This window comes from Ruegeria sp. YTSC230 (genome assembly GCF_059609665.1).
The window spans coordinates 249,664-272,376 of record NZ_JBXWMC010000003.1 but is presented as its reverse complement, the minus strand read 5'-3'; the positions used below and the strand labels follow the sequence as shown (position 1 = coordinate 272,376).

Sequence of the window (22,713 nt, the reverse complement as noted above, 5' to 3'; positions counted from 1 at the left end):
AGCCTAAAGCAAATTGCGCCTTAGAAACTCTGCTTCCTCCAAAATCCCCCACGTATCACCATACTCCTGAATTATGCGGAGCGTCGTGTCGGATGCCTCCTGTTGGTGCCAAACTGGTGACTTCTTCAGAAATGGGAACTTCATTTCATTCAGGTTGAAATCTGGTGTCGCGTAGGCGACTCCCAAACATCGTGCCGCAGACAAGATCAGAGCACGCAGGTTGTTTTTGTCCGTTTTTTCTTTCAAAACTCGATGTTTAAGCGCAAGAAATTCTGGATTTCCAAGCACAATTAAGTTTTCAGAGATGGCTCTCAAGCGAGGTTCTGAAAGGGGTTCTATCAGCGTATCCATATTTTCTATCGGGTACGTAGACGAAGTGGACCAATCCCGCGAAAGCGCCCACTGAGACAAACCCATTTCTCCGCGAAGGACAGTCAGATCTTTGTTATTTGTCAGTGGAAAATTGGCCCAAAACTTAGAAAACGCCGGGTCTTTGAATGCACTATCGCGGAACGAAAGCGCGTATGACTGATAGTGGAAGTTCTTCCTCTGTGGACCGTATCTCCAAGTTTCCGGACCCAGTGATTTTGGAACTTTAAGGGATCCCCCATAGTTCGAAGTTGCACCTGTAAAAATAGAGTTCTGAGCATCTAGAGACGAAAACCAGTTGGTGGCATTCGGAGCAGGAAACCAAACAGAATCGTTGAGCATAGTTACTCGTGATAACTCTTCGAAACGATCGCACAGGTACAGGTATCCTTCTCGAAATGCTCCGAAGTCATATCCTTGATTTGGTCTTTCGATAACTACAGTCGCTCGCTCCGAGATGCTGTTCTTCTCGGTCTCGCTTAATGGTAGATTTGAAACAACAATCGGTGCGGCGCCTGATGCTACCAAAAAATCGAGTGCTTGAAGGTGAGACGGCCAAACGCCGTGAAATGGCGCAATCACGTAAATCGCAGCATGGCTTTTCCAGTGGATAGCACCTGGGGAAATCCGCACGCGACGGCGTGCTGTTAGGTCATAGAGGTAGGGCGAATACAGTCGCGACGAAACCCTATGGGTCAGTTTTGTTAACTGTTTCGCGGGCCGTGCAATCTCACGAATGAGTTTTGAAGCCTTCTTACCAGACACGGTTTACAGCCTTTCGGGACTTGCTAAATCGATTTCGAAGTGAGTTTTTGACCTGCCGTAAGAACCGCTTTGATGTAGTTTCACGCCAAGGTGTTTGGTTCCTAAGTTCCCAGTAGAGATGGCGCAATGGATGATTGCAGTTGGTGCACCATGGCTTTTTTCTATCGGTGAAATGGAGAATTCCAGGGGATAGTGCTGACGATAGGGCTTCTTCTGGGGTATAAGCTGGTTCAATATCGTCAGGAATAAACAGCCGTGTGTTTGCGTTCCAACGAAGATCAAGGCAATGAGTTCGTCCCTTGAAGGCCAGGTTCAAAATGTCTTGGTCCTGGAGTTCGAGGTTGATGGATTCATCATACACAATTGTTTCGACTAATTGCCAATACTTCGCAGGGTCCAACGCCTCCAAGTCAAAAACCAAAACCCCGGCATTGAAATAGAAGGCGTTGTTTTCTAAATTCAATCGCTTTGCTTGTGTCAACCCGCCTTCATCCGGTGCTGCTGCGATCGGGCTTGAGCCAAGGTCTTGGCACCACAGCTTTCCAAGTTCGTCCGCGACGATTGTATCGCAATCCAGATAAATCACCCGCGAGGAAAACTCGCTTAGTACTTCGGGAATGAAAAGCCTGAGGTAAGTGGCCAGAGAAACATGATCACGGTTATCTGGAAGGCTGTTGAAACGTTCCACGTCGATTTCGTACCAGTGAAATGTGCAATCCGGCGCAACGTTCTCGAATGCGATCTGAACTTCAGAACCGATGTCACCCGCCTGCAAAACGTGCACGATCAGTTTTTCAGTTGAGCTCAATGATTGAGATGCGGACAAGAGCGTTACGGCTGCATGCTGAACAAAATTGCGATCAAACGCTAAACAAATTTCAATCGTTTCGTTTGATGATCCTAGCGATACGCACTCAAGTTGCTCTTGAGTGCTTTCCGGTGCGGCCTGATTGTTCCGCTTGTCCATTTCCGTTGCCAGTTTGTCGTTACGTAATGTCAAATTGCTCCTCGCTCTTGGGCTGTCATGTCCCAAACAGCTAACTTTGTATTGCGTTCCGATTGCCAATTACGGTGCTTCCAAAGAAGCGCCTCCAACCGTTTTTTGAAGTTACGCCAGATATTAGCAACATTGAATGTGGTTTTGGGCCTTTCATCTCAGGAAATTGAGTGTTTTCAAGCTAGATCAAGCCAGGCAGATCAACATCTTTCCCTAAAGCTACGTTTGTTTTCTAGCCTTGGCCAGGAAGCGGGAAAACGGCTCACCTAAACCTTACTTTCCAATAGCTTTCCTAACGAAATCGTCACCCTATAGCTGCGGTTTCGCGTTTTTTGAACTGCTGGTCGAACAGATTGCGGAATTGACCGTTAAGTTGCATGAGTTCGTCTAGGTTTCCTTGCTCGACCACGGTACCATCTTGAACGACCATGATTTTGTCCGCCTCAAGGACAGTTGAGAGGCGGTGCGCAATCACAATTACAGTCATATTCTGCGTCAGCGAGTCCAACGCTGATTTGACCAAAGCTTCTGATTCCGCGTCCAACGCACTGGTGGCTTCATCCAGCAACAATATTTCTGCATTGCGCAAGATCGCCCGAGCGATCGCAATGCGTTGCTTCTGACCGCCTGATAGGAAAGTCCCGTTTTCTCCAACCTCCGTGTCGTAACCTGCAGGCAATTCGCAAATGAAGTCATGTGCGTGCGCGGCTTTTGCAGCTTCCATGACCTCTTCGTCGGTCGCTTCTGGCGCTGAACATCGCAGGTTTTCCATAACAGTTGTCGAAAACAGGAAAGTGTCCTGTCCCACGTAAGAAATTTTTTGCCGCAGAGAGGGGTAACTGGCAAACTGAATGTTCTGCCCGTCGATTTCGACATTTCCTCCGTCAGGGTCGTAGAACCGCATGATTAAACCGAAAATTGTGGACTTGCCCCCCCCGGACTGGCCAACCAGCGCAGTAGTTCTTTGAGCATCAAATGTAATATTCATATCCTTTATTACAGGAACGGAGCCATTATAGCTAAAGGTGACATTACGAAGCGCGATCTCACCTGGCCCGTCCAGAAGGTCCCGCGCCTCAGGGCTTTCCTGCATCGTGTCTTCGTGATCCAACAGCCCAAAAAGCATACCGACACCGACCATTGCGGCCTCGATTTGTACGCGCATCTTCGACAAGCGTTTTGCCGGCTCATATGCCATCAGCAGGGCTGTAATAAAGGACATTAGCTGACCTGCGCTCGGCTGTTCGCTTCCCGCGATTCCGAGGGAACTAATGACCAAGACCCCAGCCACAGCCAAGCCGGCTAAAAACTCCATCAGCGGACTGGCAATAGACTGCAGTTTTGCAATGTCATTCGAACGTTCTTCGACTTTTAGGATCGCGTTTTCCATTCGGTCGATCATACGATCTTCTAGCGAGAACACTTTTATCACTTTGATACCAGCAGTTGTTTCCTGCAAGACTCGAATGATCTCGGCCAACGATTTGAATTCTTTTTGCATGATGGACCGCACACTTTTTAACAGATAGCGAACACCCAGCATAGCTACAGGACCGACTACGAAAAACATGATGGACAGCACGGGTTGCTGATAGACCATCACGACCACGAGACCAACCAACGTAAAGGCGTCACGCACGAAGCCAGTGACGAGAACATCAATGAGTGTCCGCGCTGCCTGTGCTCCAAGCGTTGTTCGCATAATAACGTCTGAGGATTCATTCTCGGCGAAGAATGACACGCCATGCCGCAACAACTTACGATATACGCGGTCTTGTTGCATTGCGATAATCCGATTTCCAGCGCGCGCGAGATAGATGGACTGAATATAAGAGGCGACCGCCTTTGCCAGAAAAAGCAAAACAACACCCAGGGCAATCATGGCTGCCCACTCTCGCATATCCGGGTTGGTCATCGCATCAATGATGTATTCCATCATAAACGCAGAGCCCGCGGTGGTCGCGGCAACGGCGATCATCGCAACGATGGCGACGGCATAAAGGCGTCCTTGGGCAAAAAAACTCTCGCCGATGAGGCGGCCCATATAGCCTGATCGCCATTCGGTCCAGGCACGCTTAATCATTGCTTTCTCCAGATCGTGAAATCATGCGCTCGCTCAGATAACCTATAATCGTTCCCGCCTAAAGGGCAGATCAAATGACGCGACAGAGTTGCCCAATCCTAAGGTTGCGCGGGGGGCCTTGGCAGATAAGGGTTGGAGCTGGGTTGTTCAAGGTTTTGATGCTCTCGTTCAACAAGCTGGCGCGATGTATTGTGGGCCTTCGTGCACCGACCTCTATTTGGTGTTTAAATGTCTATGCCGGTAGTTGTCCGCACAACTTTATAGCGTCTTGTATGCACCTTCTGCTGCGCGAGGTCCCTTGATTATGGTGGATAGATTGAAGCGTTGGCAGAAATTCGCGCTAGCCCGCGTGAAGTGGTCAGGTGATTTTCTTTTTGGTTTCATCGTGATATCTACATGTTTGGAAGAATGTAAGCTCTGATATTGTGGGGCAAATTGCTGTAGCGTGAGAGTAACGATTGAATTTCAGCGGTTTTCTGCAGCAGGAAATCCTTGACGCGTCGCGGGAAAAGGGTAGACCAGTTTCGCTTGTGCTTAGTAAATACGGCCCGTAGTAACGCGGTGCAAAAAAAATTATTGGTAATGGAACAGTGTCGATTAAGGCCGTCATTCTGAGTTTGCCGCAAGATGTTGAACGGCGACGTTTCTGCGAAAGCGAATTTACCCGCTTTGGCTTGAACCATGAGTTTTGCGACGCCATTGCTGGAGACCAGCTGAACAACTCTGAGTTGCAGCGCGTTTATGATGCCGACATGAATCGGAGCAAATTCAAACGCCCGCTCAGCCGCAACGAAGTCGCATGTACCCTTGGGCATCGCCGGATATGGAGGGATATTGCGGCCTCTTCCGATTTCGTGAGCCTTGTTTTGGAAGATGACGCGACATTCGTGCAAGATCCCAGGCCATTTTTCAATGAACTGGCTGAATGTGGCGAATGTTTCGAAGGTGTTATGATAAAGCTGGATGGCACTTCGAGGAGCAACGGGCAGGTGATTAAATCCGTGGCAGATCAGGATCTTGTCCTGTCGGATCGCCTGCCGCCAAGAACCACAGGTTACATCATCGGTCGGCGTGCTGCCGCTCAACTATTTGCGATCGAGGCCCCGATTGCGCGCCCCATCGACATCGACTTGAAATTCTATTGGGAACACAACGTACCCATCCTCACACTTGCCGAGCAGATGGTCGCGGAGCGCAAAGAGGTAGACAGCACGATTGACCACTGCCGCAGTAAAATGAAACCCGGCTCGCCCATGGCCAGATTCGTTCGAAACCTAATGTACCAAACAAAGTACACGTACGGACGGTTGAGCCATCCGTTGAACCCAGACATGATTGAGGGGCTCGGCCCGTTGATGCAGGCAGGAAATCGGGTTCGGAACCGCGCATGAAGAATAGCCTTGTGGTTGTCCGTGCGGGCAACAAGTCATTGCACCATCGGTGGCAAGAAATCCCCTATGAAGATCGCACCTACGATCTTCTGATCAGCTATTTCTCGGACGAGGCTTTTGCGGCATTCAAACCTGAACCCGGTGTCGAGGCTGTGCTGGTAAAAGGCGGCAAATGGGATGGGTTGTTCAAAACCCTCGCTGAACGTGACCTTGATAAGTATGACTACTATTGGCTGCCAGATGACGATCTGGACATCAGCGCTACGGATGTAAACGCGCTGTTTGATGCCATGCAGGTTCACGGATTGCGTATTGCACAACCGTCGCTGACCCCCGAAAGCTATTTCTCGCATTTTGTGTTCAGCCAATGCCCGGGCTTCGTGCTGCGGTACACAAACTATATCGAGATCATGGCGCCGTGCCTGCACAAGGACATTTTGAAAAAGGCACTGCCGCTTTTTCAGGGCACCATGAGCGGCTATGGTCTGGACTATATATGGTGCCGATGGGCCGAGGCTGGCGCGTTTCGAACCGCCATTCTGGACGAGATCGCGATGCACCACACGCGGCCGATCGGAAAGAACCTGAAAGCTGCGATGGCCGAGTCGAATAACCTCAGCTCAGAGGAAGAAGAGGCCGTTCTAAAGCAGATGTTTGATCTGTCGCGGCGTACCGTTCCGGTCGTCTTTGCCGCGATCCTGCAAGGTGGGCAACCCATCTCGGGTCGTTTGCAGTTGGGATGGCACATGTGCCGGGCATGGATGTCGGTCCTGCCGAAGTTCCGTAGCGCCAGCGAGGCGCGGTCGGGTATATTCAAAATTGCCCGCCGTCAACTGATCAAACCCCTCGACATGACGACGATTTCGATGAAACAGGAAAGCCCCTGATATGCAGTTCTTGATGGTTGGGGCCGGATTGTCCGGGGCTGTGATCGGTCGGCAACTTGCGGAACAAGGGCATAATGTCACCGTGGTCGACAGCCGTGACCATATCGGTGGAAACTGCCACACAGAACGGGATGCCGATACCGACGTGATGGTCCATGTGTACGGGCCACATATCTTCCATACGGATGACGAAGAGGTTTGGCAGTATGTGAACCAATACGCCAACTTCTTGCCTTATAAGAACCGGGTCAAAACCACCTCGCGCGGGCAGGTCTATTCGCTGCCGGTGAACTTGCATACAATCAACCAGTTCTTTGGCAAGACCATGCACCCGGACGAAGCCCGCGCGTTTATCACCGAAGAACAGGCTGATACATCCATCACCAACCCGCAGAGTTTCGAGGAACAGGCGATGCGGTTCGTCGGTCGCGACCTTTATGAGGCGTTTTTCAAAGGCTACACGATCAAACAGTGGGGATGTCACCCATCCGAGCTGCCGGCGTCGATCCTTAAGCGTCTGCCAGTGCGGTTTAACTACGACGACAATTACTTTTTCCATAAATTCCAAGGCATGCCCGAGAATGGGTATACCGACATGATTGGTGGCATCCTCGATCACCCCGGCATCACAGTGAAGCTGAATACCACTTTCGATCGCGGCATGGCGGATGGCTTCGATCACGTGTTCTATTCTGGCCCGCTGGATGGCTATTTCGACTACGAGCTTGGGCGCCTGGGTTATCGCACGCTTGATTTCGAACGGTTCACCTATGACGGCGACTACCAAGGTTGCGCGGTGATGAACTATGGCGAGGAAGAGGTGCCCTTTACCCGGATTACCGAGCACAAACACTTTTCGCCATGGGAAACGCATGACGGCTCGGTCTGCTATCGCGAGTTTTCTCGAGCTGCTGGTCCGGATGACATACCGTATTACCCGATCCGTCAGCTAAAGGAAAAAGCGCTGCTGAGTGAGTATGTTGCGCTGGCCGAAGACACCCAAAACGTCACGTTCGTTGGCCGTCTGGGAACCTATCGGTACCTGGATATGGATGTCACGATCCGCGAGTCGCTGGATACCGCCTGGGCGGTGCTGTCTGCGATCTCGGAAAAGGAACGGCTAAAGCCGTTCTTTGTTCCAGTTCTCTGACACACACGATGGAGCGTTAGTTAGGTTTACGACGGCGCGAGTTCGGGGAACCGCGCGCGTGTGCGGTTTGCAAATGCGACCAGTGACAGCATGACCGGAACTTCAACCAGAACGCCGACAACCGTTGCCAGTGCCGCGCCCGAGTTCAATCCGAACAGGCTGATGGCTACAGCGACAGCCAGCTCAAAAAAATTGGACGTGCCAATCATTGCGCAGGGTGCGGCGATCCGGTGCGGCACCTTTAGGGCATAGGCTGCACCATAAGCCAGGGCAAAGATGCCGTAGCTCTGTATCAGAATTGGTACCGCGATCAGGACGATCACTAGCGGTTTGGCCAGAATGGTCTGTCCCTGCAAGCCAAACAGAATGACGACAGTGGCGATAAGGCCCATGACCGACCAGGGTTTGACTCGTGCGGAAAACGTGTCGATGGCTTGGGGCGATCCCAATGTACGGCGCGTTATCAGGCCGGCGATCAGCGGCAAAACGACATACAGCACAGTTGCCAGAACAAGTGTCTGCCATGGAACCTGAATGTCGGTCACACCCAGCAGAAAGGCCACGATTGGGGCGAATGCCACCACCATGATCAAGTCGTTTACGGAAACCTGCACCAGCGTATAGGTCGCATCGCCCCTAGTCAGCTGAGACCAGACGAATACCATAGCGGTGCACGGTGCCGCACCCAGCAGGATCAGCCCGGCCGTGTATTGAGCCGCGTCTTCAGGTTCGATCCATGGTGCAAAGACGTGTTCAAAGAACAGAACCGCCAGAAATGCCATGGTGAACGGCTTAATCAACCAGTTGACAACCAGCGTTACGATCAGCCCGCGTGGCTGGCGTGCTACGCCCGCCACTGCGCCGAAATCCACACCGACCATCATGGGGTAGACCATCGCCCAGATCAGCAAGGCCACGACCAGATTGACGCTGGCCACTTCGGCCGAGGCGATCAGTTGAACCAGGCCGGGTGCAACCAGTCCGATCAATACGCCGCCAACCATGGCCAGCGCGACCCAGACGGTCAGGTAGCGTTCGAAGATGCTCATGTATATGCCTCATTCGTCTGGTCGGTTAGTTTGCCGGATGTCAGGGCGGCCAGCGCGACCATAGCAGCAGCGGTGCCCAGAACCAGTGGAAGCCCGCCAATCTGATAGGTAAGTCCCGACAGGACAGTGCCGACCAGGCGGCCAGTCGCGTTGGCCATGTAGTAAAAGCCCACATCCATCGTCACACGCTCGGACTTGGTGAAGGCCAGGATGAGGTATGAATGCAGCGCCGAATTGACGGCGAAGATTGCCCCAAATGCCAATAGGCCCACAACCAGCGTAACGGTCAGCCATGTCTCGGGGCCGGATGAGAGCAGAACCGCGATGGTCAGGGCAGCAGGCACGCAGAACAGCGCCGCGGCCCAATTTTTGGCGGCGTGGATAAGATCCCCTTCCGGGCGTTCCTTTGCGCGCAGGATATTCGGCGCGCTGGCCTGAACAGTGCCGTAAAGTATGACCCAAACGGCCATGAATGTGCCGATCATAAAAAATGCGGCACGGTTGCCATCCTCAGTTCCATCCGACAGAACTGCGTAAAAATAGATCGGAATGCCGACCACGAACCACACGTCCCGCGCGCCAAACAAGAAGACACGAGCGGCGGATAGCCAGTTCACATTGGCGGATTTTGAGAAGACCTCGGAGAACTTGGCGCTTTTGCGCCCTTTGGGCAGGCCGGTCGGCATGAACAGGATGACGGCGACGAGGAATGCAGCAAGTATGATCGCCATAGTCAGAACGGCCCACATGAAGCCCACTGTCGCCAACAGTGCCGCCCCAAGCAGAAACCCAAACCCTTTCACAGCGTTCTTCGAGCCGGTCAAAATCGCGACCCAGCGAAACAACCCTCCGCCCTCGGTCGGGGCCAGCAGTTTGACGGCGGATTTTGAGGACATCTTGGCCAGGTCCTTTGCAACCCCGCTGGCCCCTTGCACAATCATCACAAAGACAACTTTTACCGGGATCGCCCAATTAGGGTCTAGTTGCGTAAGAACCAGCAACGCTGCAATCTGCAGTGCCAGCCCTGCATAAAGCGTCGAGGTCAGCCCGAACCGCGCCGCGATCCAACCGGCGGCAAGGTTCGTGCCCATGCCGGCGATCTCATACAGAACAAACAGATATGCCAACTGAACCGGCGAGAATCCCATGCTATGAAAGTGCAGCAGCACCAGCATACGCAGGGCCCCGTCGGTCAGCATGAAGGCCCAATAGGCTGCTGTGACCGTGATATAGGCCGACATACCTTCGGGCCTTTGGGTCACAGCGATGCACCAACCATCAGGGCAACGTCGACCAGACGATGCGCGTAACCCATTTCATTGTCGTACCAGGCATAGATCTTCACCTGTGTCCCGTTCACCACCATGGTCGAGGGCGCATCCACAATCGAGGACCGTTCGTCGTTGGTGTAGTCGGTGGAAACCAGCGGCCGCGTCTCATAGCCAAGGATATCTTTCAACTCACCTTCGGCCGCGGCCTTGAAAAGCGCGTTGACCTCTTCGACTGTGGTTTCACGCTCAACCTCGAAGACGCAGTCGGTCAGCGAGGCATTCAGCAAGGGAACCCTCACCGCGTGGCCGTTCAGCCGCCCCTTGAGTTCCGGGTAGATCAGCGTGATTGCCGTGGCCGACCCGGTGGTGGTCGGGATCAGAGAGTTCAAAGCAGATCGCGCCCTGCGCAGATCTTTGGCGGGGCGGTCCACGATGGTTTGCGTGTTGGTCACGTCGTGAATTGTGGTCATCGACCCGTGGCGAATACCAAGGTTTTCGTGGATGACCTTGACCACTGGGGCCAGACAATTCGTGGTGCACGAGGCCGCCGTCACGATACTGTGGACATCCGGATCATAAGTGGCCTCGTTCACGCCCATAACGATGTTGGCGGTCGGGCCATCTTTGACCGGGGCCGAGACAACAACCTTCTTAACACCCGCTTCGAAATAGGGGGCCAGCTTGGCCTGGGTCTTGAAAACACCGGTGCAGTCGATCACCACATCGACACCGTCCAGCGGTAGTTCCGCCAGATCTCTGGTGCCGATAAAGGGTAGGCGGGTGCCGTTGATCGTAACGCTGTCGGCGTCATGCGCGAACGCGGCATCCCAACGCCCATGAACCGTGTCAAACTCCAGCAGGTGCGCGTGCATCTCGGGGTCACCGACTGCATCATTGATCCAGGCGATCTTTGCGCCTTTGTCGAGCAGCGGTTTCAAGGCCAGCTTTCCCATCCGCCCCAATCCGTTCACAGCATAAGTCGTCATTTCATGTCCTCAGTGGGCGTCCTGCCGATGTCATCAACAGCAGTTTGCAGTGCGATCCGGTCGAGGCTTTCGACCGGCAAAGACGTAAAGGCCTCAATCCGGCGCTTGAGCGCGCCATATGCATGTTGAAATGCAAGGCTTCTTTCGGCATCCGTGCCCTCGGCCCTGACCGGGTCCGGCATGCCCCAATGGCCACTGATTGGCTGGCCTTCCCAAGCGGGGCATTCCTCATTCGCGGCCTGATTGCAGACCGTGAAGACGAAGTCCATCTCGGGCGCGCCGGGGGTTGCAAATTCGGACATGTTCTTGGATCGCAGGATGGATGTGTCATGTCCTTTGTCGTCCAGAACTTGCACGGCCATCGGGTTGAGCTCGGATGTGGGTTGCGTGCCGGCCGAGAAAACGTTGAACCGGTCACCTCCCAGCGTGCGCAGCAGGGATTCCGCAAAAATCGACCGGGCAGAATTGCCCACACACAAAAACAAGACGTTGAATTTCCGATCCGTCGCCGCCTTATTTCCCTGAGCAAACGGCATGCAGATATCAGGGCGACCGCGACAGCAATCGACAATCAGATAGTCGAGCATCTGCTGCACGTTTTTCATTTCAATCGAATAGAGCAGAGATGTCCCGGAACGTTCCTGCTTGACCAGCCCGGAACGCTGAAGCGCGTTCAGATAGTTCGACAAGGTGCTGGCCTTCACGTCGAGCTCCGCCGCCAGCTCGCCCGCCGGAACACTGTCAGGAAAACGTCGCATGAGCATGCGAAACACAAGGATACGCTGCGGATGACCCAGGATGGCCAATTGGTCTGTTATCTGTTCTATCATATTTCATGAAATATTAAAATAATACAACCCAGTCAACCGAAAATACATGGCCATCGAAGGTGCGCGTAAGCGTTGGAGCAGGCGTGATATTCTTGCTGGAGCGTGGTGATGGAATGGGCTTCAAGCGATCTGAGCTGCGGGAATCACCATCACACACCGGTAGGCGTCCGAGGATATCGAGACTTGCACGCATCTGCCCGAGGGTTTAAAGGAACCGTCGCTTGCCTCAATAGCTCAGCTGGTAGAGCAGGTCCTTCGTAAGGACAAGGTCGGGGGTTCGAGTCCCTCTTGAGGCACCACTTTCCCTTGGATAGTTAAGCTAAACTAGCGGCCTACCTCGTATCTCACTTTTGGTTTGATCCTGCGGGCTATCATCGGATGCTAGCGCAGCTCAATCTCCGTAGCTATTTGCCTGCGTGATTTTGATCCGCAAGGGCCATGCTTGCGATCGGTAAGCAGGTATCAGGGAATCGTATGTGCGGTGGAAAAACGCTTTCAAGTGACGGGTTCTGATTCAAACGAGAATCGTCAGGAAATTTTCAATTACCTGTTTTAAAACAGATATTTGAAGGTTTTGGGTTAAGCTGCTCTGGTGGTAGCATTCAGCTTAAAAAGTTGTTTCCACGCCAATTCTTAGACAAAGCCAAGGAGTTTCATCATGAAAGGTGACAAAAAGGTAATTGAATACCTGAACAAAGCTCTGCGCCACGAACTAACAGCCGTCAGCCAATACTGGTTGCATTATCGCCTGCAAGACGATTGGGGCCTTGGCAGCATGGCCAAGAAAAGTCGAGAAGAATCCATTGAAGAGATGGAACACGCCGACAAACTGATCGAGCGGATCATTTTCCTGGAAGGTCATCCCAACCTGCAAAAACTTGATCCCCTGCGGATCGGCGAAAACCCCCGGGAAACGCTGGAATGCGATCTGGCGGCGGAACAAAGCGCGCGCGCGCTCTACAAAGAGGCGCGGGATGTCTGCAAAGAGGCAGGAGACTATGTCTCGATGGGATTGTTCGAAAGCCTGATGTCGGATGAAGAAGGTCATATCGACTTTCTGGAGACTCAGATCGAACTGTATGATCGCGTCGGACCCGAGCTTTTCGCGCAACTCAATGCAACCAAAATGGAAGATGCCGAATAGGTGGTCGTGTTGGCGACGATGGCCGCGGGCATAGGGTTTCCTATCAGCGGGTGGTTGCAGGATTAGGGCGTCGTTGCCCTAAGCACATTCCTGCACGCCGAGACCTATCAGGTACTCACCGGTCACGAACAAAAGTTCATTTGGTCCGGCGAACCGCGCTTTGGACATGAACCAATTTCTGACCGGGTTTGGGTAGTAGCTGGATAGTGACGCGCTTTTCCTGTCGAACTCATCTGCCGTCATTTTCTTTCGGTTCGAGCGATGGGGGCCATGAAAGCCAAAGACAGTCTCGGGCGAAACGCAAACTTCGTCCGCACCCAGCAGCATGGTGCAGCTAGAGTGGCAAAAATCTCCGATGATTTGAAACTGCGCGTTTGTCCGGTTGGCGATTTCGATCTGAACCATGCGATCCACAATCCGCCCACCCGGATCATTGCCAACCTGAATCTCTTTTGAACTTGCCGGCATACTCATCAGAACGAGCGTCGCCAACGCTGCTATCGTGTTTCTCATCCGCCCGCCTGCTCAAGGGTGGAGTTTTCGTTTTTCTTATCATTATCAGAAAAGCGGGCGTGCTGGAACGGCGCGCCGGGACGCAAGTGGTTTCTGTGCTCTCAAGGACTCACCCGAAACCGGATGAATTCGACGGCTTTCCGAAAACTACGCCAAAAACGGTACTTACGGATTTTCAAACAACGGTGAAATTCAGTTGGTTAGCGTCGTGCCTCAGGCGCGTTTTTCGCCGATGGTTGCAACACCCAGAACGGATAGCACTTTGGCCTCGATTTGCTCGGCATTCAGGCCTGCTACTGTATACATATCTGCGGGGTTGGCCTGGTCGATAAAGGTATCAGGCAGAACCATCGAGCGATACTTGAGCCCCTGGTCAAAGACGCCTTCATCGGCCAAAAGTTGGGCAACATGGCTGCCAAAGCCGCCGATGGCACCTTCTTCAATGGTGATCAACGCCTCGTGGTTGGCGGCCAGATCCAAAATCAGGTCGTGGTCCAAGGGCTTGGCAAATCGAGCATCAGCGATAGTGGGGGTGATCCCACGCGCGGTCAAAGCTTCGGCCGCTTTCTGCACTTCGGCCAGCCGTGTCCCGAAGGACAACATTGCGACCCGTGCGCCTTCTTGGATGATCCGGCCTTTGCCGATTTCCAGGACTTCGCCACGTTCCGGCAAGTCGACGCCGACACCTTCACCGCGAGGATAGCGGAAAGCAATCGGGCCTTCATTATGTGCGACGGCGGTGGCCACCATATGCACCAGCTCGGCCTCATCCGCTGCGGCCATGACCACAATGCCGGGCAAGTTGGACAAATAGGCGATATCGAACGACCCCGCATGGGTCGCGCCATCCGCGCCCACCAAACCCGCACGGTCGATCGCAAAACGAACCGGCAGGCGCTGAATGGCTACGTCATGCACGACTTGATCGTACCCGCGCTGCAAAAACGTGGAATAAATTGCACAGAAGGGCTTCATCCCGCCGGCGGCAAGAGCGGCGGCGAAGGTCACGCCGTGCTGTTCGGCAATCGCCACATCGAAACAGCGTGAAGGGTAGCGTTCCGCAAACAAGTTCAGCCCGGTGCCGTCGGGCATCGCAGCGGTGACCGCAACGATCTTGTCATCGCGCGCGGCCTCTTCCACCAGCGTTTTGCCAAAGACCGATGTGTAAGACGGTGCGTTTGAGGGTGCTTTCTTCTGCTCGCCCGTGACGACGTCGAACTTCGCTGTCGCATGGCCTTTGTCGCGGGCCTGCTCGGCTGGGGCATACCCCTTGCCCTTCTTTGTCAGCACGTGGATCAGGATCGGGCCCGTGGCGCGGGCCTTGACCGTGCGCAGGACAGGCAATAGCTGATCCATATCGTGCCCGTCGATCGGACCGAGATAGGAAAAGCCCAGCTCCTCAAACAATGTGCCGCCCACGGCCATGCCCTTGAGCATCTCCTTGGCGCGCTTGGCACCCTCGCGGAAGGGTTCCGGGAGCAGTGAGACCGCGCCCTTGGCTGCGGCTTTCAGATCATGGAACGGCTCTTCAGCGTAAATTCGGGACAGGTAATTGGACAGCGCGCCGACAGGCGGTGCGATGCTCATTTCATTGTCATTGAGAATGACGATCAGGCGTTTCTTCAGGTGTCCGGCGTTGTTCATCGCCTCGAAGGCCATGCCTGCAGACATTGAACCGTCACCGATCACGGCAATCGCGTCACCCAATCCCTCGGGCGTCACACCGCCCAGATCGCGCGCAACGGCAAACCCCAGCGCGGCACTGATCGAGGTTGAGCTGTGCGCTGCGCCAAACGGGTCATAGGGGCTTTCGCTGCGCTTGGTGAAGCCGCTCAGCCCGTCCTTCATGCGAAGCGTACGGATACGGTCGCGCCGCTCGGTCAGGATTTTGTGCGGATAGCACTGATGACCAACGTCCCAGATGATCTTGTCGCGCGGCGTGTCGAACACGGCGTGCAGGGCGGTCGTCAATTCGACCACGCCCAGACCCGCGCCCAGATGCCCACCGGTGACGGACACGGCCGATATTGTCTCGGTCCGCAATTCCTGCGCCAACTTATGCAACTGTGCGTCCGAAAACTGCTTGAGATCCGCAGGGCGGTTCACAAGGTCCAGTAGGGGTGTATTCGGGCGGTCAGACATGTGGCGTTCCTGGCTTAGCTGTCCCGGGCAATAACGAAGCGTGCCGCGTCCTTCAAGGTTTCAGCCTTGGCACCGTAACCATCCAACGCAGCGCAGGCCTGATCGACCAGTTCTACGGCGCGGGATTTCGCGGCGTTCAGACCCAAAAGCGAAACAAACGTGGCTTTGCCCGCCTGGGCGTCCTTTTGCAGTCGTTTGCCGGCCTTCTCGGCATCACCTTCAACATCCAGAATGTCATCAGCGATCTGAAAAGCAAGGCCAAGCGCCTGGGCATATTGGCGCAAGGGTTCGGGATCTGCCTGGGCCAAACGCGCACCGGCGCAGGCGGACCATTCAATCAGCGCACCGGTTTTGCCAGCCTGAAGCGTGGTGATCTGCTCCAGTGTCAGGGGCGCGGCCGCTGTTTCAGCCGCCATATCGAGCGCTTGCCCCAGCACCATTCCCTGCGCACCGCTTGCTTGGGCCAGGGTTAGAGCCAATTCAGCACGAATTTCTGCATTTCCGACCTCGGGCCGGGTGCACAGCTCAAAGGCTAGTGTCTGCAGGGCATCACCGGCCAGAACGGCGGTGCCTTCGTCCCACTTTACGTGCACGGTCGAACGTCCACGTCGCAGATCGTCATCGTCCATGCAGGGAAGGTCATCATGGACCAGAGAATAGGCGTGTAGGGCTTCGATGCCTGTCGCAGGCCAGATTGCCTGTGTTGAGTCGATGCCATGCATCCGCGCGCTTTCCAGAACCAGAAACCCGCGCAATCGCTTGCCGCCCTGGGTGGTGTAGGCCATCGCCCGGGTAACATCCAATTCGTCCAGCGCTCTCAGGACCAGATCGAACTGAGCCTGAATCCGCGCGGCATCCTGCGCCAGAATTTCCTTGAACATTTACTGACCTTCGACAGGCGTCGTCCCGGTTGGCTGCCCATTGGCATCCAAAGTAATGGCTGCGACCTTTTCTTCAGCCCGCTTCAATTCGTCTTCGCAGCGTTTCTTCAACGCGGCACCGCGCTCATACAGCGCAATGGACTGATCCAGCGCCACGTCACCACGCTCCAACTGGCCGACAACGGCCTCAAGCTCTTTCATCGCTTGTTCGAATGTCATCTGATCAACAGGAGTATCGGTCATCGGGCTGCCTTCATCAGTTCTTCCACATGGGCACGAGTGGCCTCGGCAAGGGCGTTCAGATCATACCCGCCCTCCAAAGTCGAGACGATACGACCTTCACACAGCTCATCGGCGATCTTGCACAGCTCAGCAGTAACCCAGGCAAAATCGCCTGTAGACCAGTTCAAGTTGGCCAGCGGATCGTCCTGATGCGCATCAAAACCTGCCGAGATGATGATCAGTTCCGGCTTGAATGCGCGCAGACTCGGGAAGGCTTGCGTTTCGTAAGCTGTCCGCATCTCGGTCCCACCAGTGCCGGGTGCCAGCGGGATGTTCAAAACGGTCTCATAAGCGCCGGTTTCATCCGGGCGCCCCGATCCGGGCCACAGCGGCATTTGCTGGCTGGTGATCACCAGTGCACGTCTTTCGTCCCACAGCAGATCCTGCGTGCCGTTTCCGTGGTGAACGTCGAAATCGACGACGGCTACGCGTTTCAATCCATGATGATCCAATGCGTGCTTGGCCGCCAGCGCGGCGTTTCCAAACAGGCAGAACCCCATTGCCGTTTCGGTTTCGGCATGGTGACCGGGCGGGCGGATGGCGCAAAACGCATTCGAGGCTTCGCCACCCAAAACCATATCTACCGCCCGCACAACCGCACCTGCAGCCCGGTAAGCCGCGTCCACCGACCCCGGAGACATGAAGGTGTCGCCGTCAATCTGTTTAAAGCCATCGGATGGCCTGCTATTACGGATTTCACGGATATGGCTTTCCGGATGCACGCGCAGCAGGTCGTCATCCGCCGCCAAAGGGGCGGTTACACGTGTCAGTTCCAAGCCTTCTAACGCATGCAGAATATGCTCTAACCGCGCCACCCTCTCGGGGTGACCTTGCGGTGTCACGTGATCAAGGCAATCGGCGTGGGTCAAAAGGGCGGTTGTCATCGGGATCCCATCTTCATCTGGCCATAATTATCCTCGCCCAAGGCAAGAAAGCGCCGCGCCACGGCTGAATCAATCTGGTGCCAGCATATATCCGGCGCCGCGGACGGTCTGCAGGTAACGCGGCTGCTTGGGGTCCTGTTCGATTTTGCGGCGCAGACGGGTGATCTGAACGTCCACTGCGCGTTCCTGCGCCTGACCCTTGTCGCGGCCCAGATCTTCGACCAGTTTGGTTCGGCTGATCGGCTCTCCGGGCTGGGCCGAGAAAATCTTCATCAACTGGCTTTCGGTCGCCGTCAGGCGCACCGGGTCTTCGCCCTGCCACATCTCGCCACGCTCGATATCGTACCGGATCGGACCAAGATGCAGTATCTTCGCCGTCGCGTCCTGCGCAGGCGTTTCCGGCATCCGCCGCAGGATTGCATTGATCCGCAACAACAGCTCTTTTGGCTCGAACGGTTTGGCTAAGTAGTCATCCGCACCGGCCTCAAGCCCGGCAATGCGATGTTCGGTTTCGCCGCGCGCGGTCAAAAGCAGGATAGGAGTGGTATGGGTTTCGCGCAGCGCCTTGGTTAGGCTGACCCCATCCTCGCCGGGCATCATCACGTCCAGCACGATCATGTCGAAATCCAACCCCAAAAGCACCCGCCGTGCATGTGCTGCATCCCTTGCAGCCGTGACCAGAAATCCGTTCCGCATCAGAAACTTCTTCAACAGATCGCGAATGCGCTCGTCATCGTCGACGATCAGCAGATGGGCATCCATTTCGTTCATGAGGTGGTATCCCGCAGTTTCGTATAGGCATGACGCATATCAGCATCCATCATTGCTTCAAGCACTTTACGAAACCCCGACACAGCCTCGGGTCCCGCCTTTTTGTACGCCGCACGCATTCGAACGCGCTGGGCCTCAGACAGTTTGGCCTCTAGCGCCTTGCCCTGTTCTGTCAGAAATAGGTGTCTTTCGCGTTTGTCCACTGATCCGACCCGGCTTTCGACCAGACCGTCGTCGATCAACGTCCGCAAAACCCTGTTCAGAGACTGTTTTGTTACGCCCAGAATGGCCAGAAGGTTGTTGACAGTCGTACCCGGCGCGCGGTTGATGAAGTGGATTGCCCGGTGGTGCGCCCGTCCATAGGCCATTTCGGTCAGTATGCGATCAGGATCTGCGGTAAAGCCGCGATAGGCGAAAAACATCGCCTCGATCCCCTGCCGCAACTGTTCGTCGGTCAAAAACAACAGGCTCTCGCCACCAAAGGCTGGGGCGGGGCGGGTATCCGACATAGTATGCCTCATTCGTTACTCGACCCGAGTTTATGTCAGCGTTATTGACATTCCAAGAGTGTACGGGTATCGAATCGCAGTTTTTGCGCAACTTTATGTCCGATGTGGACTTAATTTACGCAATAATCGGAAATTGATCCCATGTCAGGAGGTTTCGCATGGCGGGGTATGATGATCGTGATGGCGTCATCTGGTTGGATGGCAAACTTGTGCCCTGGCGCGAAGCCAATGTGCATATCCTGTCCCACGCGATGCACTATGCGTCTTCGGTGTTCGAAGGTGAACGTGCTTATAACGGCAAGATTTTCAAAAGTCGCGAACATTCTGAGCGTTTGATTGCCTCGGCCGAAGCGCTGGACATGCCTATGCCCTATTCGGTGGATGACATCGAGGCCGCCAAGGACGAAGCGCTGAAAGCCAGCGGTCTGCAGGACGCCTATGTCCGTGCGCTGGTCTGGCGTGGCTCGGGGGAAGACATGGGTGTGGCATCAGCCAAGAACCCGGTCCGGATGGCCGTCGCCGTGTGGCCTTGGGGTGCCTATTATGGTGACGCCAAGATGCAGGGCGCCAAGCTGGATATCGCGGAATGGAAACGCCCCAGCCCGGAAACTATTCCGGTGCACGCCAAGGCGGCGGGTCTGTACATGATCTGCACCATCTCGAAGCATAAGGCCGAGGCCAAGGGCTGCTCAGACGCGCTGTTCATGGATTGGCGCGGTTACGTGGCCGAGGCGACCGGTGCGAATGTGTTCTTCGTGAAAGATGGTGAGGTTCATACGCCTCTGGCCGATTGTTTTCTGAATGGGATCACCCGCCAGACCGTCATTCAGATGCTTAAGGACAAAGGCATCACTGTTCACGAACGCCGCATCAAGCCTGAGGAAATGGCCGGTTTCGAACAGTGCTGGCTGACCGGGACGGCAGCCGAGGTCACGCCGGTGGGCCAGATCGGCGACTATACGTTTGAGGTCGGAGATCTGACCCGTGAAATCGCGGCAGATTATGAGGCGCTCGTGCGCGCTTGATCGGATCTTGCAGCTGTGATTGAAGCCCTTGCGTTTTCGTGGGGGCTTTTTCATTGCCGTACGTTCAAGAATCCTTGCAGATCGTTCACACAGCTGGACGAACGCGCGGCCGTGTCTATCTTAATCCAATGTTGGATCTACTTAGCGATATTCTCACCCGCCTGTCCTTGAAGGGCACATTCTACTTTCGAACCTCGTTTACACCGCCGTTTGGCGTACAGGTGCCGGCCTATCAAAACGTGGCCCGATTTCACTTTGTACAGCGTGGCGAGCTAAAAGTATTCGTCTCTAATACAGGGGAGTCTTTGCGTCTCAAGCAGGGCGATCTGATCCTGATCCCACACGGATCTGCCCACGCGCTGCTGTGCAGTGAGGTCCAGCCAATGGATGCCCTGCCGCTTGAACGCGTATTGGAAGAGGCCGGGTACAAGGGCGACGGGGTTCTGCTTTATGGCGGCGAAGACAAAAGCCGCGATACGCAATTGATCTGCGGTCATTTCTCATTCACAGGACCGCCGGGGCGACAGGGAACAGGGCATATGCTGATTGATCGGCTTCCCCCATACATCCTGATCGAAAACTATGGCGAGGAAGCCGGGGCCTGGATCGAAGCCACCTTGCGTATGATCGGGTCCGAGATCAACGGCGCGCGGATCGGTGGTGACCTCATAGCGTTGAAACTGTCCGAGGTCCTGTTTGCGCAGGCCATTCGGGCCCATCTTGAACATCAAAGCCCCAGCGAAACCGCGCTTGCCGGGTTCGCCGATTCCCGCATTTCGCGTGCATTGACTGCGTTTCACCATTCGCCCGCGCAAGAGTGGAGCGTCGAGTCTCTGGCACGTGAGGCCGGAATGTCTCGCACTGCTTTCGCACAGCTATTCGCAGACAAGATGGGGACAACGCCCATGCAGTATCTGACCGATTGGCGGATGCAGATTGCGTGTCACGGATTGACTGAGGCCCGCTGGAACGTGGCCGATGCCGCGGCCGAGGTCGGCTATGCTTCGGAAGCCGCCTTTTCGCGGGTGTTCAAGAAGCAGGTTGGCGTATCGCCAGCCGCCTATCGATCAATGCACTGATCGAATTCAAACTCTGGACGATCTGCAACGTTTCACGGACGATCCAGAATTAAACGTTCCGAGATCCTTTCCTAGTTTGAGGTCATCCCATATCAGGAAAGGAACTCTCATGTCTCTCCGCTTTGTCACCCGCAATATTCACGCTTATCTAGACTATCCTGTTGCCTTTGCGCTGATGGGGTTGCCCTTTTTGCTTGGACTGGGGCAATCCAACCCGATGGCGTTGTGGCTGTCGGTGGTCACCGGCGTCGCGGCGTTTGTCCTGACGGTGTTGACGGATCACCATTTGGGGATCTGGCGCGTTCTTCCCTACAACTTTCACTTGGCGGTCGATCTTCTGGTCGGCGTCGTTTTCTTGGCCGCGCCCAGCTTGTTTGGGTTTTCGGGCCTGGATGCAATTTTCTACTGGCTGAACGGGGCTGCGGTGGTCGCCGTCATCTCGCTTAGCGCACCAGAGCAGGGTGTTACGGCCTGAACCTGACGCACCTTGGGTTCACCACAACAAGGTGAATTCTCAAAAAACCAGAGCCGCTTGTCCAGCCGACAAGCGGCTTGCTGATCTGTTTGTTCGCGCCGTGTATCAGCATATGTGAGCCTAAAAAAAGAGATTTCAGGAAATTGGTATTCTCAAAACGCCTGAAGTAACTCCGTTCCAAGCCGATTAACTGTGGGGCTATCCAGGAAGTGTTATTTTGATCTTGCAAATTCCGACAAAAATAATCAGATAAAGATCAAGGCCAGATGTGTTAGCATCCAGCACGGGGTTTCGAGGCGGTCTGCGGGCTTAGCGTATAGCTTGGTGAGAGCGCGCCACCGCCTCGGAAACGACACGCGCAACAGGAAATGACGATGGGTGACCCACTTGATGAAATCATGGCACGGCACGAAGCGGCCACCGCTTGTGGATGTTGCTGTGACGACGACTATTGCGCCTATGTCGACAAACCCAAGGCGGCCCAGGGTGACAGGGCTGAACAACCGTTGCCGGATAGCGCCGCGTGTCGACGCGGGTCAGTTAGGTTTCTCAACGAAAACCCGCCAGCGTAACAGCCCCTGAGGGGGGGGACTGTTTTGACCCTGATGCTCAGAAATCCACGCCGCGCTGGGCTTTGATTCCGGCCTGAAACGGATGCTTTTCCTCGGTCATCTCGGTGACCAGATCGGCATAGTCCCGCAACGCCTGCGGCGCATCCCGACCCGTCAGGAAAACACTGGTCTTGTCAGACCGTTCTTTCAGCCCATCGATCACCTGTTCAACCGAAAGGTATTCGTAGCGAAGCGCGATGTTGATCTCGTCCAGTACGATCAGATCGTATTCGCCGCTGGACATGAGGGCACGCGCCTTGTCGAAGGCGGCGTTTGCAGCGGCGATGTCGCGTTCACGGTCCTGAGTGTCCCAGGTGAAACCTTCGCCCATCGTGTGCCATGTCACTAGATCGCGTTCTTCGAAAAAGCGACGTTCGCCGGTTTTCCACTTGCCTTTGATGAATTGAACAACGCCGACCTTCTGGCCCCAACCCAGCGCACGGATCACGACCCCGAACGCGGCCGAGGACTTACCCTTACCCTTGCCAGTGTTGATCAGCACCAGCCCGCGGTCGGGATCAACTGCCTCGGACACTTTCTTGCGGTGCTGGGCCTGCACCTTTTGCATCTTTTCCTTGTGGTCCTGTGCGTCGCTCATGGGAAACCCTCATCTTGTGTT

Annotated in this window: 23 protein-coding genes and 1 tRNA gene; 9 read left to right on the top strand and 15 right to left on the bottom strand. The window is 54.9% G+C overall.

What is annotated here, in order from left to right; translation table 11 throughout:
- Positions 1–3 precede the first annotated feature (3 nt).
- The 3 genes from AC2FD9_RS08425 to AC2FD9_RS08415 form a co-directional block, all read right to left on the bottom strand.
- Positions 4–1,134, bottom strand: coding sequence for a rhamnan synthesis F family protein (locus AC2FD9_RS08425; protein WP_496755454.1), 1,131 nt, complete (start codon positions 1,132–1,134; stop codon positions 4–6).
- Positions 1,124–2,101 (bottom strand): glycosyltransferase family 8 protein, encoded by a 978-nt coding sequence (locus AC2FD9_RS08420; RefSeq protein ID WP_496836347.1) that lies wholly within the window; start codon positions 2,099–2,101, stop codon positions 1,124–1,126. The genes AC2FD9_RS08425 and AC2FD9_RS08420 overlap by 11 nt, the downstream gene beginning before the upstream one ends.
- Before the next feature lie 334 nt (positions 2,102–2,435).
- Positions 2,436–4,214, bottom strand: a complete 1,779-nt coding sequence (locus AC2FD9_RS08415; protein WP_496755452.1) for an ABC transporter ATP-binding protein — start codon at positions 4,212–4,214, stop codon at positions 2,436–2,438.
- Positions 4,215–4,804: 590 nt separating this feature from the next.
- Here AC2FD9_RS08415 and AC2FD9_RS08410 point away from each other — a divergent pair.
- From AC2FD9_RS08410 to glf, 3 genes are read left to right on the top strand one after another with little or no spacing between them, the layout of a single operon-like run.
- The gene (locus AC2FD9_RS08410; protein WP_496836345.1) at positions 4,805–5,605 is read left to right on the top strand and encodes a glycosyltransferase family 25 protein; all 801 of its coding nucleotides are present in this window, start codon (positions 4,805–4,807) and stop codon (positions 5,603–5,605) included.
- Positions 5,602–6,492 (top strand): hypothetical protein, encoded by an 891-nt coding sequence (locus AC2FD9_RS08405; protein ID WP_496755450.1) that lies wholly within the window; start codon positions 5,602–5,604, stop codon positions 6,490–6,492. Before AC2FD9_RS08410 ends, AC2FD9_RS08405 begins: the two co-directional genes overlap by 4 nt.
- A gap of 1 nt (position 6,493) precedes the next feature.
- A complete protein-coding gene (gene glf, locus AC2FD9_RS08400) occupies positions 6,494–7,642 on the top strand; it encodes a UDP-galactopyranose mutase (protein ID WP_496836342.1) in 1,149 nt (382 codons plus the stop codon).
- A gap of 26 nt (positions 7,643–7,668) precedes the next feature.
- On the opposite strand, the gene arsB is transcribed toward glf, so the two are convergent.
- Genes arsB through AC2FD9_RS08380 form a run of 4 tightly spaced genes read right to left on the bottom strand, consistent with a single transcriptional unit; the run spans position 7,669 to position 11,778 of the window.
- Positions 7,669–8,691 (bottom strand): ACR3 family arsenite efflux transporter, encoded by a 1,023-nt coding sequence (gene arsB / locus AC2FD9_RS08395; RefSeq protein WP_496836340.1) that lies wholly within the window; start codon positions 8,689–8,691, stop codon positions 7,669–7,671.
- A complete protein-coding gene (arsJ, locus tag AC2FD9_RS08390; RefSeq protein WP_496836338.1) occupies positions 8,688–9,953 on the bottom strand; it encodes an organoarsenical effux MFS transporter ArsJ in 1,266 nt (421 codons plus the stop codon). The genes arsB and arsJ overlap by 4 nt, the downstream gene beginning before the upstream one ends.
- Entirely contained in the window at positions 9,950–10,948 is a 999-nt protein-coding gene (locus tag AC2FD9_RS08385; protein ID WP_496836336.1) for an ArsJ-associated glyceraldehyde-3-phosphate dehydrogenase, read from the bottom strand. Before AC2FD9_RS08385 ends, arsJ begins: the two co-directional genes overlap by 4 nt.
- Positions 10,945–11,778, bottom strand: a complete 834-nt coding sequence (locus tag AC2FD9_RS08380) for an arsenate reductase/protein-tyrosine-phosphatase family protein (protein ID WP_496697450.1) — start codon at positions 11,776–11,778, stop codon at positions 10,945–10,947. Before AC2FD9_RS08380 ends, AC2FD9_RS08385 begins: the two co-directional genes overlap by 4 nt.
- A gap of 223 nt (positions 11,779–12,001) precedes the next feature.
- Between AC2FD9_RS08380 and AC2FD9_RS08375 the strand changes: the two genes are divergently transcribed.
- Both AC2FD9_RS08375 and bfr read left to right on the top strand, forming a co-directional pair.
- Positions 12,002–12,077: transfer RNA gene (locus tag AC2FD9_RS08375), tRNA-Thr, on the top strand.
- 359 nt (positions 12,078–12,436) lie between these two features.
- Positions 12,437–12,922 carry a bacterioferritin gene (gene bfr / locus AC2FD9_RS08370; RefSeq protein ID WP_108860610.1) on the top strand — a complete coding sequence of 162 codons (486 nt, stop codon included), beginning with the start codon at positions 12,437–12,439 and terminating at the stop codon, positions 12,920–12,922.
- A gap of 78 nt (positions 12,923–13,000) precedes the next feature.
- Here bfr and AC2FD9_RS08365 read toward each other — a convergent pair whose 3' ends face one another.
- The 7 genes from AC2FD9_RS08365 to AC2FD9_RS08335 form a co-directional block, all read right to left on the bottom strand.
- The gene (locus AC2FD9_RS08365; protein WP_496836335.1) at positions 13,001–13,435 is read right to left on the bottom strand and encodes a hypothetical protein; all 435 of its coding nucleotides are present in this window, start codon (positions 13,433–13,435) and stop codon (positions 13,001–13,003) included.
- Between the two features lie 213 nt (positions 13,436–13,648).
- Positions 13,649–15,577 carry a 1-deoxy-D-xylulose-5-phosphate synthase gene (dxs, locus tag AC2FD9_RS08360; RefSeq protein ID WP_496836333.1) on the bottom strand — a complete coding sequence of 643 codons (1,929 nt, stop codon included), beginning with the start codon at positions 15,575–15,577 and terminating at the stop codon, positions 13,649–13,651.
- 14 nt (positions 15,578–15,591) lie between these two features.
- On the bottom strand, positions 15,592–16,458 hold the full coding sequence (locus AC2FD9_RS08355) for a polyprenyl synthetase family protein (protein WP_496836332.1): 867 nt from the start codon (positions 16,456–16,458) through the stop codon (positions 15,592–15,594).
- Positions 16,459–16,701: an exodeoxyribonuclease VII small subunit gene (locus AC2FD9_RS08350; RefSeq protein ID WP_058272726.1), complete on the bottom strand. Its 243-nt coding sequence runs from the start codon at positions 16,699–16,701 to the stop codon at positions 16,459–16,461.
- Positions 16,698–17,624 carry a histone deacetylase family protein gene (locus AC2FD9_RS08345; RefSeq protein WP_496836331.1) on the bottom strand — a complete coding sequence of 309 codons (927 nt, stop codon included), beginning with the start codon at positions 17,622–17,624 and terminating at the stop codon, positions 16,698–16,700. Before AC2FD9_RS08345 ends, AC2FD9_RS08350 begins: the two co-directional genes overlap by 4 nt.
- 69 nt (positions 17,625–17,693) lie before the next feature.
- Positions 17,694–18,395, bottom strand: coding sequence for a response regulator (locus tag AC2FD9_RS08340; RefSeq protein ID WP_108860615.1), 702 nt, complete (start codon positions 18,393–18,395; stop codon positions 17,694–17,696).
- Positions 18,392–18,904, bottom strand: coding sequence for a MarR family winged helix-turn-helix transcriptional regulator (locus tag AC2FD9_RS08335; RefSeq protein WP_058272723.1), 513 nt, complete (start codon positions 18,902–18,904; stop codon positions 18,392–18,394). Before AC2FD9_RS08335 ends, AC2FD9_RS08340 begins: the two co-directional genes overlap by 4 nt.
- Positions 18,905–19,062: 158 nt before the next feature.
- Here AC2FD9_RS08335 and AC2FD9_RS08330 point away from each other — a divergent pair, with 158 nt between their 5' ends.
- The 4 genes from AC2FD9_RS08330 (at position 19,063) to AC2FD9_RS08315 (ending at position 22,055) form a co-directional block, all read left to right on the top strand.
- Entirely contained in the window at positions 19,063–19,929 is an 867-nt protein-coding gene (locus AC2FD9_RS08330; RefSeq protein ID WP_496836329.1) for a branched-chain amino acid aminotransferase, read from the top strand.
- A 128-nt stretch (positions 19,930–20,057) separates the two neighbouring features.
- Positions 20,058–21,008, top strand: a complete 951-nt coding sequence (locus tag AC2FD9_RS08325) for an AraC family transcriptional regulator (protein ID WP_496836327.1) — start codon at positions 20,058–20,060, stop codon at positions 21,006–21,008.
- A gap of 109 nt (positions 21,009–21,117) precedes the next feature.
- Positions 21,118–21,483, top strand: a complete 366-nt coding sequence (locus AC2FD9_RS08320; protein ID WP_496836325.1) for an SPW repeat domain-containing protein — start codon at positions 21,118–21,120, stop codon at positions 21,481–21,483.
- Positions 21,484–21,857: 374 nt separating this feature from the next.
- On the top strand, positions 21,858–22,055 hold the full coding sequence (locus AC2FD9_RS08315; RefSeq protein ID WP_145975814.1) for a hypothetical protein: 198 nt from the start codon (positions 21,858–21,860) through the stop codon (positions 22,053–22,055).
- Between the two features lie 37 nt (positions 22,056–22,092).
- On the opposite strand, the gene cobO is transcribed toward AC2FD9_RS08315, so the two are convergent.
- Entirely contained in the window at positions 22,093–22,692 is a 600-nt protein-coding gene (gene cobO / locus AC2FD9_RS08310) for a cob(I)yrinic acid a,c-diamide adenosyltransferase (protein WP_058272720.1), read from the bottom strand.
- Between the last annotated feature and the right edge of the window lie 21 nt (positions 22,693–22,713).